The organism is Acinetobacter sp. LMB-5, from assembly GCF_001541635.1.
Classification (GTDB): Bacteria; Pseudomonadota; Gammaproteobacteria; order Pseudomonadales; family Moraxellaceae; genus Acinetobacter; species Acinetobacter pittii.
Genome location: NZ_LRDR01000010.1, coordinates 1 through 13,023 on the forward strand (window position 1 = coordinate 1; position 13,023 = coordinate 13,023).

Here is a 13,023-nt window from a genome sequence, read left to right on the forward strand (position 1 = left end):
CTCACTGACCTTAAGTGGCGGTGCAGAAGCTTCAACAGATGGGTTATCGAACCTCGGCACAGGATTTGCCAAGAATGTTTTGGGTATTGGGGTGATCAATGCCGACATTGCAGCAAGCCAGTATAAAGATGAAAATGGCTATTCTGCCTTGCTGGGTTTGGAAGGCCGCATCAGTAAGAACATTTCATTTAACACCAGTTACCGCAAAGTATTTGATAACTATTTTGACCTAGCCCGTGTGTCTCAAGTGAGATATTTAAAAGATAACCAGATTAATCCCGAGTCACAGAACTACCTGAACTACAGCGCACTGGCAGATGATATTTTCAGAGCAGGGATTAACTATAACTTTTATGCAGGTTATGGGGTTTATCTGGGTTATAACCAGATTAAATATAGCGATAACTCTTACAAGTTATTGTCTACCAATCTAAGTGGAAGTCTGGACAAGAACTGGGGCTTTTATGCATCAGCGTATAAAGATTATGAAAACCACAAGGACTATGGAGTTTACTTTGCGCTGCGATATACACCGTCCAGTAAAGTGAATGCGATCACGAGTGTTTCTAATGACAGGGGTAAAGCAACCTATAGACAAGAAATCAATGGATTTACTGATCCACAAATTGGTTCATTTGGCTGGGGTGGCTATGTTGAGCGCGATCAGGATGCAAATGAAAACAATGCATCGGTCTATGCATCTTACCGAGCACGAGCAGCTTACCTGACAGGACGCTATAACCGATTTGGAGACAACGATCAGGTTGCAGTTTCGGCGACGGGTTCATTGGTTGCGGCAGCGGGACGTATCTTTGCGGCTAATGAAATTGGAGACGGCTATGCGGTCGTAACCAATGCAGGGCCACAAAGTCAAATTTTAAATGGTGGTGTTAATTTAGGTGCGACCGATAAGTCTGGCCGATTCTTAATTGCGAATTTAAGACCCTACATGTCTCATCATATCTACCTAGACCCATCATATTTACCTTTAGAGTGGGAAGTTAGCTCTACGAATCAGACAGCGTTTGTAGGTTACCGCCAAGGAACCTTGGTTGACTTCGGTGCTCATCAGGTCATTTCTGGATTAGTGAAACTGGTTGATCAAAAAAATTCACCGTTAAAGCCGGGTTATGCCGTTCAAATTAATAGTCAGCAAGATGGAATAGTTGGTTACGACGGCGAAGTATTTATTCCAAACCTATTGAAGCAAAACAAACTTGAAGTTGATCTTCTGGATCATGGTTCATGCCAAGTTGTTTTTGCGTATGAAAATAAGCAATACAGTGCTAAAAAATTGGGGCCTTATGTATGTCGATAAATATTGCTAGCTTTAACCAACCGACAACATTTAGAGCACTTTCATTTATCCTGAAATATTTTTTGGGAACGGGTTTGCTATGCCTGATCTTTACATTTTTTAATTCCGCCCATGCAGATTGCACAGCTACAGCGCCAAATTCTGGCACATATACATACACTGCTGCAACAATTAACAATGATGCAGTACTGACGTACACTGGGACAATACGTTGTTATGGAGCACGTTCAACACCAGAAATTTCAGGTTATATGTGTATGAAAACCGTTTTTACTGGAACCACGAGTAGTAATAATAATATTTCATTACCCTATACGGTAACTGCAAGTGTAGGTGGGGCTGGCTCTTCTACCACTAATCAAAATTCGAATGTCTGGTATGGGCCTGTGAAAACCGTCTCTTCAAAGAATGTTATAAGTTACTCAATAAATATAAAAGTACCAGCTCGTACGGGTTCGCTCATGGCATATCCTAAAGGAACCTATACGGGTACGGTTCAGCTATTTTGGGACATGCAAGCAAGCTCTAGCACTGTGTGTGAGGGGGATAGTGGTGGAGGTTGGGATTCGGGTAATACCACCATAACTGCTAATTATGTTGTGCCAAGTTTGTGTCAAATAGATTCAACATCAAATGTCGATTTTGGAAATATTAATGATATTGGTAAGACTACTCGTGATTATACAGCTCAAGGAGTGGTGAATACGACCTGTAATAATGGACTGCTATATAGTATTTATTTGGGGGATGGGAATAACCGTATTGCTGGTGGCTTTAGGCAGATGACAAATGGTAGTGGTCAATACATCCCGTATCAGTTATATCAGAACTCGAATTATAGCGCGGTATGGGATACTACTGGTGGTGTAAGCGCAGTTGGAGGTTCTGGAGGTGTTTCTAAAACAGGTTCGGGCAATTCTCAGGGTACAAATGTCTATGGAAAAATTCCGCAAGGTACCACTATTTCAACAGCTCCGGGTAATTACTCAGATGCTATAGTTGTTACAGTAACTTATTAAGAATTTATTGGAATTTTATGTTGAGTATATTTTTAGGATTTGAGTTGAACACTTAGCATTTAAAAAGTGGTCTATAAATTTGGTGTTTAATTGTTCTAATTTAAAAGAAGCAGCTAGGTTTTTAAAAAGTAGGGGTGATAAGTGGTTAGCGGTAATGTTGTTTCAAGATGAGTAAAAACAGAAAAAGACAAATTAAAAAAATAAGAAAAAACATCTGATAAATATATACCTTATGAATATTAAATGTATTTTTACACAAGTTAACAGATTGTACAAATTAAATTACAGTTCTCTTTTCTTTATTTATTCTTTCTTATCAATAAAAAAAACTTATAGAGACAAGTCGATTCTCAATAATTTAATGATTTGTATTGGAAAACAAAGTGTTAAAATTGAAAGGCTGAGATGCTCTGATATGTTTAATTGTATTTTATTCGGTGAATCTACGAATCGAAATTTGTGGATGCTTAGTAGTACTAAAGACAAATGGCTACATGCGTGACAGCTATCCCGAATTTTAACCTCATGAAAATACAAAGGTTTATAAATTGTTTCAACCACTTACTATCCAAACTCGACTCGGTGGATTTTACTTTTTCTATAATATACCTGTGGGTTTTGTTGGATTATAAATTTTATTAAAATTAAATACTTATGTTGTGAAAAGGATGTATTTTATTGAGACTGAAAAGCGCTTGTAGACTATTTGTAGACTGTTGAGAAACATGCTTAAATTAAAGTTCGCTAAAACTGGTTTAAGACATGAAACTCAACAAATCTAATGTTGATGCTATTCCATTGACAGATAAAGGTCAAAAAATATATCGAGACTCAGAGCTCATTGGTTTTGCTGTTCGGATAACCAATAAAAGCAAAACATATATCGTTGAACGTCGACATGAAGGTGAGTTATTTCGGGTAACGATTGGTAAGACGACCGATATTCCTGCTACAAATGCTCGAGCAAAAGCTCAGATGATTCTTGCGAAAATTTCAAACAACGAATATGAAAAACCAACCAGATTAAAAAGTGTTTCTAATCCTTTAGACATTACTGTGAATGAAGCGCTTCAAATTTATATTGAAAAAAATGACTTTAGACCAAAAACCATAAAGCAGTACAACAAATACTTTGATCTTTATTTAGGGTGGGGCAATAGAAAGCTTTTTCAGATTACCAAACAGGAAGTATTAGATCGTTTTATAGAGGTATCAAATATAAGTGAATCATCTGCAAATGGATCCGTATCCCTTTTGGGTACCTTGTGGAAGTACATCCATGTCCTTTATTCAACAGATGAAAACCCAATTCTTAAAACCAATCCTGTTGACATCATTTCCGTAACTAGAGGTTGGAACAAGATTGGTAGTAGAGATAGGCATCTTCATAAAGACATTATTCACAAATATTACAACGCAGTACTCAACTATGAAGATGAGGTGAATCTTGAAAATACAGCAAGATCAAATACACACCGAGATATTGTATTGATGTGCATGTATACGGGATGCCGTAAACAAGAGGCATGTTGTTTAAAGTGGAGTGATTTAAATATTAAAAATGGCACCTTAACTTTTAGAGATACCAAAAACGGTACAGATCATACTTTCCCAATTGGTGATCATTTACATAGTATTTTGCGAGAACGCTGGTTATTAAGAGAAAACGATTGGGTGTTCCCAGCAACGAAGATGCCTACCTCTTGGAATATGCATGCTACAAAAGTGGATACACTATTAAATAGAGTTGGTGAGCAGGTTGACTATTACGTATCAATGCATGATTTCCGCCGTACATTTGCCTCTATATGCAATCTATTAAGGTTTAATATCTATGTGACAAAAAGACTTCTTAATCACACTGCTCGTCCAAGGGTCGACGTTACAGGTGGATATGTTCAAATTCCTGATGAGGAATTAAAAGCATCGATGAATATGATTGAGGCGGTTTACCAAGGGAAAATTGATTGCTTTAACTATCAATCAGTTTGGGCGGAAAGGTTAAAAGAAATAAAGGCGGTATAACCGCCTTATATCGTAGCAAGTTGTGCTGTGTTTAGCACAGTCTTGCTTTGTTCATACTTTAATACGTCTTTCTTCTTATATGAGACACGTCTTCCAATTTTAGAAAATGGCATAGATGACTGATCGCAGCGCATTCTTGCTAAAGTCCATGGCGAACAATCTAGATAAAGAGCCACAACTTCCTGAGGGAATTTCTGTTCTTCATTTGCCATGATAAAGCGGTCTAAATATTCTTGCTGTTCATCATCAGGTAGATTTCTCAAATCTTTTAGCATTCACGCCACCATTTTATAAATACGTTTAACTTCATGATTCAGCTCATCCATTGCTGAGCGACCTTCTTTGAAATACTTCAAAAGCATTAACTTGTAGCGCTCTTGAGCTGCTTTGTTCATCTCACCTTTATCGTTCAAGGTGAGGGTAGCTTTATTACCTTTTATTAGGTTCACCCCGTTTGGTGTACCACGTCCTCGATAGCCAGCATTAACATTGAAGACAATGAATTTCTCGAAAAGCTGCTGGGGTAGCAGCTTTGGCTCGAAAAGAAACTCTGGAGTAGTTTGTTTCGACATTAGAAAGGTTCCTCCAGTAAATAATTTTTCATGCTCTAATCCCTGTTTTAGACAATATTTCAATTTCTTGTTTAATGGCTTGAAGCTTTGCTGCTTCAATTTGAATAAGGGCATCTATGCCGAAGTGCTCACAAACTGTTTTTATATCGAGGCCACTTTCAGCAATAAAGTTTTGAAGTTCATCTCTTTGTTGATCTGAGATGCCGTTAAAATCAGGTGGACTAATCCATGTGCCACGTTGCTTATCAAATGTGCAATTCAAGGCTTTAGCACGCATTAACATTGTTTGACGCATGTTCTGGTAATACATGTGCTCTTTATCAAGCGACTCAGTTAATTGATTTAGGTCACTTGCATGCTCAGCTTCTTCACAGCTTTGTTTCCAATTTTCTAAGTCTTCTTGAGCTCTAGCTGCAGCAAGTTGTGCTGGTGTTAAAGTGTTGATGTGGTCCTTAGCTTGAGCGATAAGATCAGCTAAGAAAGTTGGATGAGATTTAAGATCTGGAACCCATACCTCACCAGTTTCACCACCTAATGCACCTGAGTTTTTCGCATGGTGAGTAGGAGAAGGTTTGAAGTTAATGACACGTGCATTTTTACCTTCACTCGTGGTAACGGTAGTTAGATAACCCATAATGTCTGCAATACGATAAAGTTCATTACGGTTTTTACCGCCTAGATCTGGTCGATAAATGATTTGTTCACCGTTTTGATCTTCTGAAGCATGGGCAATGAAAACCACATCTTTACCTAGGCTTATTAAGGTATTGATGTATTGCTTGAATGTCTGATTAGCTAGACCTTGAGCTTTAAGCTTTAATGCACCATCTTTTTGACGGTTGTTCGCCGTAAGTAATAAATGAGTTTTAATGCATTCAAGCATTGCGCCTACAGTATCAATAACAATAGTTTTATAGGGTGCAAGGTCTTGTGGTGTGAGGTCAGCAATATCTTTCCATTGCTGAACCTGAACAACTGCACCGCGACGGAGTTCACCAGTACGATGAGCACCACGGTCAAAGTCAAATGAAATAGCTTTATCCGCAGTAAAGCCCATAGATGTTTTACCTAGACCAGGATCGGCATATAGGTAAACAATGATTGCTTGAACCAAAAGGGTTTGGTCAGCAGTGATAATAGGTAGAGCCATTTTTATTATCCTTATCGTGAGCCTGTGAAGCCGCGCTTAGTTTTATAAGCTTTGCGTTCAATTGAAGTGATATGTGAGTTTCCCAAATCGATAGCCAATTTCTTTTTACGTTGAAAGCTGATCTCTTGCTTAAGTTCTTTCCAAACTTTTGGATACTCAGATTGGAACTTGGCCACATCTAAAGGCGTCTTAACTGAGTCCTTGATCTTGTAAAGAACCGAGCCATTAGCATTTGATGCATAGACAGTCCAGCCAATGCGAACAGAGTAGAGGCCAGTATTGTCACGTCCTAGATAAGACTTATAGCCGTCTGGATGCTTTTTGAAGTTAGCCATGATTAAGCCTCCACCAACTTATTACGTTCGATGAAGCCTTTTAGAATTGCATTGATATTGCGGTGATCGTTGTAATCAGTGAAATCGCCGTAAGACTTACCGTTTACATCGGTGATTTCATTAATTGTGAGCTGAGTTACATCAACTGCTGTAAATTCAGAACCGGGTACACCGTAGCTGTCTGGATGAGCTTCAAAGTCAAAGCTAACGTTTACTCGGAAGCCATCAAGTTTGATTACTGCTATACCTGAGGTTTTACCTGTGATCTTTGCTGTTTGAACGCCGTAAGTACTAGGTTGAATTTGCGGTGTAAAAGCCTGAGTGGTTGTTGCAAAACTAGATTGAGCTGTTTTGTATTCACAAGAAGCTAAACCAGCAATCAAAACAAGAGCGGTAACACCCGTAACTTTGATATGGTTGAATAGAATTGCATTTACGTTCATAATTGATCTCGCAGTTTGCAAAGCACATCGGAAGGTCAGAGAGTCGGTGTGCTTTTTTGTTGGCTACGAGACAAATATCGCATTTCCGATATTAAGAGTCAATAGGAATTCCGATATTATATAGAAATTCCGATTTTTTGATATTAAAAAACCCACCTTAAAGTGGGTTTGTAAAAGAGATTATTTATATATTAACTATTTGAACATTGTTGATGAGTCTAGAAACTTCTTCATATGTTTGTACTTCATCAATATTAAATTCTAGTAACTTCTGAGGCTGCATTTTTCCTATATGAAAACGGTAAGCTAAGCTATATGCATCATCTACTAACTGTCCAGTAGGCTCACTGTTTTCATCAACAAAACTTTTTATACATGAGTAAAAGCAGATGCCATTTTCCATTTTAACATTGATATGCTTCAATTTATTCGCTTGCTCAACAATACTATTAATCAAACTTTGCTCATCATAAAAGAAGTTTGATTCAAGTTCGATTAATTCTTCACCTTCCATATATACAAAACGATGTAAAGCAACGATAACTGCGGGTTCATATTTAATAGGGGATTCTGCAGTAGGTTGCCAATATGCTTGGTAAATTTTATTTTGAATGTACATTTAATCAATTCCATTTTAAGTGGTTTATATAAATTCTAATTAGCTTTTTCTTACTCTTCGTTTTCCACGATAAGTATATCTCATTGAATCAATAACTTGACCAATAAAAAAACAATCCTCGTCTATTGGAATAATATTTGGATGAAAATTCGGATTCATTGCTTGTAAAAAACGTGAACCATCCGATTCAATGACTAACTTTTTAAAAGTGGCATCTTTATCTTTACGCACTACAATAATATCGCCAGATTGCATATCCGAGTAATAAACTGTTGGGTCTACTACAATATAGTCTCCCTCAATGAAATCGGGCTCATTACTAACGCCACGTACTTTCAAATAGAAGCATTGTTCACAATCATCAGGTAGGGGAAACCATTCTGTTATTTGTGACATGTCAACTGATTCAACATTAGTGAAGTTCCCCGCTTGCACCCAAGATAAAACTGGAGCCATACGCGCTTGGATAGGTGTTACATTTGTAGCATCAATTTCTCCAACAACACCTTTTCTTAAATCTTCGGCAGTTACTCCTAATGCATTTGCTAATTCAAGTATTGAACCAGTTGATTTTGCATTACCAGTTTCAAGATCAGAAATAACAGATTGCTTGACTCCAGATTTCTGAGCTAATTCCTTTTGAGTCATCTTTTTAGCTTTTCTAATTGCTTTCAAGTTTTCGCCCAAAGTTGCCATATGGATTTCCTTAAATACCAATATCGGAATTCTGATACAAAACAGTATCGGTTTGGCTATTGTTAAAATATCGGAAAACCTATATATTTGTTTAAAAATATAGGAGCTTCTTATGAATCAATGGCCAACCATGATTTCAGATTTACGTGAAAAGGGCTTAACACAAACTCAAATTGGTACCGAAATTGGATGCTCACAGAATTACATAAGTAATTTAGAGCGTGGTGTATGTGGTAAGCGCTTATCTCATGAAATTGCAACCAGATTGCAAAAGCTTTGGAAAAAGCATTGCAAACACAAACAAGTGGCATAGGTAACAACATGACCAAATTATCAATTGATCTTTCTGCAAGCGCCAGAAATGACGTATCTCGCATATTGCATGGCCTTGATTCAGGTAATCAGAAAGAGATTGCTGAACAATTAAAGGTAGATCCAAGCACTATAACTCGACTTAAAACAGACAAGAAAAACAATGGGTTAAATGAAATTGAAATGTTTTGCGAGCTATTGAGTTTGCTTGGATTGAAGGTGGTACCAAAAGATTATCAAAGTATCGATAAAGAAAGAGTTGCAGCACTTTTAGTTATGTCTAAAAGCTGGATGAACCGCATAGAAACAGTGGATGACTTATTTCATGACGAAATCAGTGGTCAAAAAGAAAAGCTTGGATATTAAAAAAGCCTGATTTCGTGGATCAGGCTTCTTAATTCATCAATTTAGGAACCAATGAATATGCAAACTAATTTATCAAATCAATCGTCTAAAGACAATCTGCAAGAACAGAAGAGGCAGCAAATCATTCAATCTTGGTATGAGCCAGCTCTAAAAACGTTAGATGATTTACTTGAAAAGCGTAGAGAGAATTTGAGAAACCAAAACCGCAAAGAAAAAAATGCAGCGGTAAAACGTGATGAGTTTATGCAAGCACTTTCAGATCAGCACAGAATGCCACTTTTCCATGCTGGTCAAATCATCTCAAGTTTATATCGGGCTAAAAGAATCCGTTACTTAGGTAGCACTTTCATTCAGTTGAATGAAGAGGGGGATAAATGAGCTTAGATGCAACAATTTGGGCTTTCAAAGCAGAAGTGAAAACCTCAAGTCAAAGACTCGTTTTACTGGCTTTGGCTGATAGAGCGGGAGAGTCCCATAAGTGCTACCCAAGCATTAAACGTATGGTTAAAGACACCGTGCTTAACCGTAAAACAGTGATCAAAGTATTAGATGAACTCGAAGCAATTTCATTAATTAAATTTACAGGTGAAATCACTGGAAATGGTGTGAAGGTTTACCAGTTAATTGGTGTGATGGGCCGTGAAGAAAATGATTTAACTAATCCCAAAAATGGAACTAGTACCAATAACGGAACTAGTTCCAATTTCGGTACTGGTTCCAAAAACGGTACTAGTACCAATAATGGGACCGCAACCAGTCCCAAAAACGGTACCGAGACCAGTCCCAATATTGGGACACAGAACCTATCAGGGAATCTAACAATAGAATCTAAATATAAAAAAACATGGTTGAGTTTAAAAAAACTTGGTGAAGAAATTCTTTTGGCAACTGATCAGGAAATTTACGAGCAGATCAAAAACGCTACTTGGTTCGATCGAGAGTTACGTGCTTTTGAACTCTACAACGCTGAGAAGAATCTTTGTGATGAACTCATGAATTACCACTTTGCAGATTGGTTAATCAACGCATGTGGAAAATACCAAGCACGTGAACAATCTAAAAAACCAAATTCTGGAACACAGGTTCGAGTCCCGCAGGGAGAATCAAGCTCTCTTAGCTCAAAACAGATTTACTCATTTGCTCAAAAACTTTCTGTTCATCCAGAGTTTGCAAGCAAATACGCAGAAGGAAACGAGAGCTATGAACAACTAGCTGCTCGTATCGCAGTGAAGCTTACAGATCCTCAGCAACAACAGAAATTAATGCCATACCTAATTCAAGTTGGTTTCACTGGAAAGGGGGCCGCATGACATCAATGAGCCTTGCTGAATACCGTAAATTATTTCCTATTCAGAAAAATAAAAAGCGCCGTTCAGCAAAGGAAACTAGGGAACCAAGTGTAGGGGAGGTTTTATTAGCAACTCATCTTAAAGCCTGCAAGATTGATTTTGCGCAGGAATATAAGTTCCATCCAAAACGTAAGTGGCGGGCAGATTTTTTAATTACGGGAAAAAAGATATTGGTAGAGGTAGAAGGCGGGATCTGGAGCGGAGGCCGCCATACTAGAGGCAAGGGCTACATAGGGGATATGGAGAAATACAACGAAGCGGCAATGATGGGGTTTATGGTTTTACGGTTCAGCACAGAGCAAGTTAAAGCAGGCGTGGCGATTAAACAAATTGAGCAATTGGTGGGATGAAAATGAATATGCCAGTACAACACATTTTACAAGCGGTCGATTGGTCTAAATATAGTTTTGAAGAGTGGTGTCGCCAGCTTGGAGCATGGCTAAACGGTGATACAGAAACAATAGTCAAAATCGTTAAAACCATGCCAACTAAACGCATCACTCAAAAGCAACGTGAAAAATTAATGGCTATGTACATGAGTGATGAAACCTTAAAAGATCGCTTGTGTACTCGCCGTAAGGGTACTTGTTGTCAGTTAAATGATATTGAAGCACGTGCTATCCACAGATTAATACTTGATCTTCAATCTATAGATGATGAGGTTCTTCAGGAATGGATTGGGGCAATCTGGTGGCATTACGTTATGGGTGAGTCAATTCGTGATATTGCAAAGAGTAATGATACATATGGTTCGCAAATTCAACAGGACATTAAATGTGGCTTAGCTTTTATCAAATCTCGTTATCCGCATTTTCAAATTGAAAAGTTCATAAAAGTAGTTGTAGTAGAAAATCAATCAACTTGACTGTAAATACAGGGTATGGCATATTCGTGATAACTTGGCGATTTTGCATTTAAATCGACACTTTAAAAGGCTCGCATATGCGGGCTTTAATTGTATTATAGGATAAGAAATGTCTGCTGAAGTAGCTTCAATAACATCGGCTCTAATACAAGGCTGGTTTTCATTTGTTGGGGCACTTTTAGGTGCATTAGCTTTAATTGGTACTGTATGGTTTGGTGCTAAGTCTGCATTAAATGCACATAAAGCCGATAAGTTAGCAGAAGCGAAAAGGGATATTTACCTCGAACTTGTTAGAAAATGGCAAAAGTTCTTAATTACATGTCATTCATATAGAATTTTAAAAGATGAAGAATTTTTTGATGAATTCTTCATAATTGTTAAAGAACTCACGGCATCTTTACATGAATCAAGTTTTATTTCTGATCCCAATACTAAAGAAAAAATAATGATTTTTACGATTAGGTTCAGTGACTCACTAAAAGTAATAACTTTATATTTCAGGAATTGGTATGACACAGTCTCACTTGAGAAAAAAGAATTAATTAATAATGAAATATATGAATTTACGGAATTATTTGGTTTGGACGCATTATTTTTACAGAATGAATTGAGAAAAGAATTGGGACTTAGTGAGGATGAAGAAGTAAATCGAAGAATATTTGAAATGCAAAAAGAATTTTCAGCTAGAGTAAAGGCTGATTTGAAATAGTGGATATAACTTAAGACATGCTATAGTCCAGTCTGGTTAAAACTGGTAAGTAAGATGAATATCTGTGTTGGTGGTGAGCTGGATGGGCAAATGATAGAGAAAGAAGGGAAGTTATTATAAGCTTCTGACATCGATCCATTTTTTAAAACTGAATAATACAAACAGATTTATAACCGTTCTAACACCGTATACCATTTATGGTTACCGGTGGGATCTGATCTTCATGAAATGTCAAAAAGAGTATTAGATATTTTAAGAGCTAATTAATCATGAAAATACTAATATTGAGTATAGTTGTTTTCATAACTCAAATAGCAATTGCTGAATCACCAATGCAACCAGCATCAAAAGAATATGATTATTGTAATAAGACAGGAACTACATGTGGAGTAAGCTTTATTGAAAAATCTTTTGAAAATGGACAGATGGTAAATTCTGTAGGAACCATAGATGACTCAAATGAAGAACAACTATTAAATTTAGACCATTACTACAGAAAGGAATGTCTAAAATTTCTTGGACTAAGTACTGAATATGGAGTTCCAAATGATAAAAAGAGAAACTTTGGTAAGTGTCTCATTGAAAAATTAACTATAGCTATAGAAAATAGAAATTTGGAAAATGCTCATTATCTTGAAAGAACTATGCAAATATTTGAATAATAATTTAAAGAAGATTATTTTAATTAACGAAGTATAATTTAAGGTTTTGCAATTTATATTAAACTTCTTAAAGATTCGTTGAATAAGCAATTTTTGCTTAGATCATTATTTATATTTGTACTTTTAATAAATTCAAGTATTCTTAAAACTGCTTAAATATTAACTAAATTCTTACTTATGTAGGGGTGACTTTGAATATGACTAGACCAAAAGCAACAATTGGAAATCTCAACGTTACTGATTGTGATTTCGGTATAATTCAAGTAGGGAATTGCGAGATAGAAGTTACTGGAGATGCTAACTTCACTAGAACTGGTACTGCGATTCAGCAAATAGAGCAATATTTTGATTATGAAAAATTTTCCCGATTATTTAATAATCCTTCTACTGAGAAAATTGATGGGTTAATAAAAGATGTTCAATCACTTAAAGATAAAAAGTCTTTTAAATTGAATGAATTATTAGCTAAAAATGGTCTAACCGCTGCAGCAGAACTTGCAACAATTGCAACTTTTTTAATGCCTTTTTTAACTAATGGTTAATTTGAAATAATCTTTAAAAAAAACCACCTTCGGGTGGTTTT

At 36.7% G+C, this 13,023-nt stretch carries 19 protein-coding genes and 1 pseudogene; 13 read left to right on the forward strand and 7 right to left on the reverse strand.

From position 1 onward, the window contains the following. The 3 genes from AW165_RS14375 to AW165_RS14385 form a co-directional block, all read left to right on the forward strand. Positions 1 to 1,318, forward strand: a 1,318-nt coding sequence (locus AW165_RS14375; RefSeq protein WP_155859643.1) for a fimbria/pilus outer membrane usher protein, incomplete at its 5' end; no start/stop codon positions are given. Continuing rightward, on the forward strand, positions 1,309 to 2,337 hold the full coding sequence (locus tag AW165_RS14380; protein WP_060466206.1) for a spore coat U domain-containing protein: 1,029 nt from the start codon (positions 1,309 to 1,311) through the stop codon (positions 2,335 to 2,337). The genes AW165_RS14375 and AW165_RS14380, both read left to right, overlap by 10 nt. A 762-nt stretch (positions 2,338 to 3,099) precedes the next feature. Continuing rightward, positions 3,100 to 4,362 (forward strand): integrase family protein, encoded by a 1,263-nt coding sequence (locus AW165_RS14385; RefSeq protein ID WP_060466207.1) that lies wholly within the window; start codon positions 3,100 to 3,102, stop codon positions 4,360 to 4,362. Between the two features lie 5 nt (positions 4,363 to 4,367). On the opposite strand, the gene AW165_RS14390 is transcribed toward AW165_RS14385, so the two are convergent. From AW165_RS14390 to AW165_RS14420, 7 genes are all read right to left on the reverse strand, one after another. Continuing rightward, positions 4,368 to 4,637 (reverse strand): hypothetical protein, encoded by a 270-nt coding sequence (locus tag AW165_RS14390; protein WP_060466208.1) that lies wholly within the window; start codon positions 4,635 to 4,637, stop codon positions 4,368 to 4,370. Continuing rightward, positions 4,638 to 4,934, reverse strand: a complete 297-nt coding sequence (locus AW165_RS14395) for a hypothetical protein (RefSeq protein WP_060466209.1) — start codon at positions 4,932 to 4,934, stop codon at positions 4,638 to 4,640. Positions 4,935 to 4,962: 28 nt separating this feature from the next. Then, positions 4,963 to 6,084 carry an ATP-binding protein gene (locus AW165_RS14400; protein WP_060466210.1) on the reverse strand — a complete coding sequence of 374 codons (1,122 nt, stop codon included), beginning with the start codon at positions 6,082 to 6,084 and terminating at the stop codon, positions 4,963 to 4,965. 11 nt (positions 6,085 to 6,095) lie between these two features. Then, positions 6,096 to 6,419 (reverse strand): hypothetical protein, encoded by a 324-nt coding sequence (locus tag AW165_RS14405; protein WP_060466211.1) that lies wholly within the window; start codon positions 6,417 to 6,419, stop codon positions 6,096 to 6,098. 2 nt (positions 6,420 to 6,421) lie between these two features. After that, on the reverse strand, positions 6,422 to 6,862 hold the full coding sequence (locus AW165_RS14410) for a hypothetical protein (protein WP_060466212.1): 441 nt from the start codon (positions 6,860 to 6,862) through the stop codon (positions 6,422 to 6,424). A gap of 184 nt (positions 6,863 to 7,046) precedes the next feature. Further along, a complete protein-coding gene (locus AW165_RS14415) occupies positions 7,047 to 7,481 on the reverse strand; it encodes a hypothetical protein (RefSeq protein WP_060466213.1) in 435 nt (144 codons plus the stop codon). Between the two features lie 39 nt (positions 7,482 to 7,520). Then, positions 7,521 to 8,177 carry a LexA family protein gene (locus tag AW165_RS14420; protein ID WP_060466214.1) on the reverse strand — a complete coding sequence of 219 codons (657 nt, stop codon included), beginning with the start codon at positions 8,175 to 8,177 and terminating at the stop codon, positions 7,521 to 7,523. Between the two features lie 112 nt (positions 8,178 to 8,289). Here AW165_RS14420 and AW165_RS14425 point away from each other — a divergent pair, with 112 nt between their 5' ends. The 10 genes and pseudogenes from AW165_RS14425 to AW165_RS14465 all read left to right on the forward strand — a co-directional run bounded on the left by AW165_RS14425 (position 8,290) and on the right by AW165_RS14465 (position 12,982). After that, positions 8,290 to 8,490 (forward strand): helix-turn-helix domain-containing protein, encoded by a 201-nt coding sequence (locus tag AW165_RS14425; RefSeq protein ID WP_060466215.1) that lies wholly within the window; start codon positions 8,290 to 8,292, stop codon positions 8,488 to 8,490. Positions 8,491 to 8,498: 8 nt separating this feature from the next. After that, on the forward strand, positions 8,499 to 8,855 hold the full coding sequence (locus tag AW165_RS14430) for a helix-turn-helix domain-containing protein (RefSeq protein WP_060466216.1): 357 nt from the start codon (positions 8,499 to 8,501) through the stop codon (positions 8,853 to 8,855). Positions 8,856 to 8,912: 57 nt separating this feature from the next. Beyond that, positions 8,913 to 9,233 carry a hypothetical protein gene (locus AW165_RS14435; RefSeq protein ID WP_060466217.1) on the forward strand — a complete coding sequence of 107 codons (321 nt, stop codon included), beginning with the start codon at positions 8,913 to 8,915 and terminating at the stop codon, positions 9,231 to 9,233. Next, complete coding sequence (locus AW165_RS14440; RefSeq protein ID WP_060466218.1) at positions 9,230 to 10,165, forward strand: helix-turn-helix domain-containing protein; 936 nt, start codon at positions 9,230 to 9,232, stop codon at positions 10,163 to 10,165. Before AW165_RS14435 ends, AW165_RS14440 begins: the two co-directional genes overlap by 4 nt. After that, a complete protein-coding gene (locus tag AW165_RS14445; protein WP_060466219.1) occupies positions 10,162 to 10,554 on the forward strand; it encodes a DUF559 domain-containing protein in 393 nt (130 codons plus the stop codon). Before AW165_RS14440 ends, AW165_RS14445 begins: the two co-directional genes overlap by 4 nt. A gap of 2 nt (positions 10,555 to 10,556) precedes the next feature. Further along, positions 10,557 to 11,069, forward strand: a complete 513-nt coding sequence (locus tag AW165_RS14450) for a hypothetical protein (protein WP_060466329.1) — start codon at positions 10,557 to 10,559, stop codon at positions 11,067 to 11,069. Between the two features lie 109 nt (positions 11,070 to 11,178). Beyond that, positions 11,179 to 11,778, forward strand: a complete 600-nt coding sequence (locus AW165_RS14455; protein ID WP_060466220.1) for a hypothetical protein — start codon at positions 11,179 to 11,181, stop codon at positions 11,776 to 11,778. Between the two features lie 54 nt (positions 11,779 to 11,832). Beyond that, positions 11,833 to 12,045, forward strand: a pseudogene (locus AW165_RS19760) (hypothetical protein). A gap of 2 nt (positions 12,046 to 12,047) precedes the next feature. Next, complete coding sequence (locus tag AW165_RS14460; RefSeq protein WP_060466221.1) at positions 12,048 to 12,440, forward strand: hypothetical protein; 393 nt, start codon at positions 12,048 to 12,050, stop codon at positions 12,438 to 12,440. A 197-nt stretch (positions 12,441 to 12,637) separates the two neighbouring features. Then, complete coding sequence (locus AW165_RS14465; protein ID WP_060466222.1) at positions 12,638 to 12,982, forward strand: hypothetical protein; 345 nt, start codon at positions 12,638 to 12,640, stop codon at positions 12,980 to 12,982. Positions 12,983 to 13,023: the final 41 nt, after the last annotated feature.